1 protein-coding gene is annotated in these 580 nt (G+C 58.1%); it reads left to right on the forward strand.

The genetic code is table 11. The features are described 5' to 3' along the window. Positions 1-114: 114 nt before the first annotated feature. On the forward strand, positions 115-450 hold the full coding sequence (tnpB, locus tag ACSQ83_RS35925; protein ID WP_062174396.1) for an IS66 family insertion sequence element accessory protein TnpB: 336 nt from the start codon (positions 115-117) through the stop codon (positions 448-450). Positions 451-580 lie beyond the last annotated feature (130 nt).

Raw genomic sequence — 580 nt, forward strand, 5'->3', positions numbered from 1 at the left:
TGCGGCGCAAGCGAACGTGCGTATCGACATTCAGCGCAATGGCACAACCGTGTCAGTGCTGTGGCCGCTGCTTTGTTTGAGTGACAGCGCAGCTTGGGTTCGGGAGGTGCTTCGATGATCCGCATCGACGCCATTTGGCTTGCGACCGAACCCCTCGATATGCGTGCCGGCGCTGATACCATCCTTGCTCGCGTGGTGAAGGTATTTGGGTCCGCAAGGCCACATCATGCATATCTGTTTGCCAATCAGCGCTCGACGCGCATGAAGGTCCTGGTGTACGACGGTTTTGGCGTCTGGCTCGCTGCACGACGCTTGAACAAAGGTCATTTCGTTTGGGCCAATGGCCATAGTGAGATCGCTGAGACATTGAATCTCGAGCAATTGCGCGCACTCGTGATCGGGCTGCCCTGGCAGACGTTGGCGCACGACCACGTAATCGCGGTGGTATAGCAAATGACGTAAACAGTTTCGATTCCCCCGGCGTGCAGGTGCTGGCAAACTTGGGGGCATGAATTCACCCACCGATCTCGATGCCCTGGACCCCGATCAACTGCGCGCGCTCGCGCGGCAGTTGATGACC

This window comes from Caballeronia sp. LjRoot29, assembly GCF_964252755.1.
GTDB lineage: Bacteria > Pseudomonadota > Gammaproteobacteria > Burkholderiales > Burkholderiaceae > Caballeronia.

Bases quoted from the DNA above. Each gene is read 5' to 3' on its own strand.
- tnpB (WP_062174396.1), top strand. From the start codon at position 115: ATGATCCGCATCGACGCCATTTGGCTTGCGACCGAACCCCTCGATATG.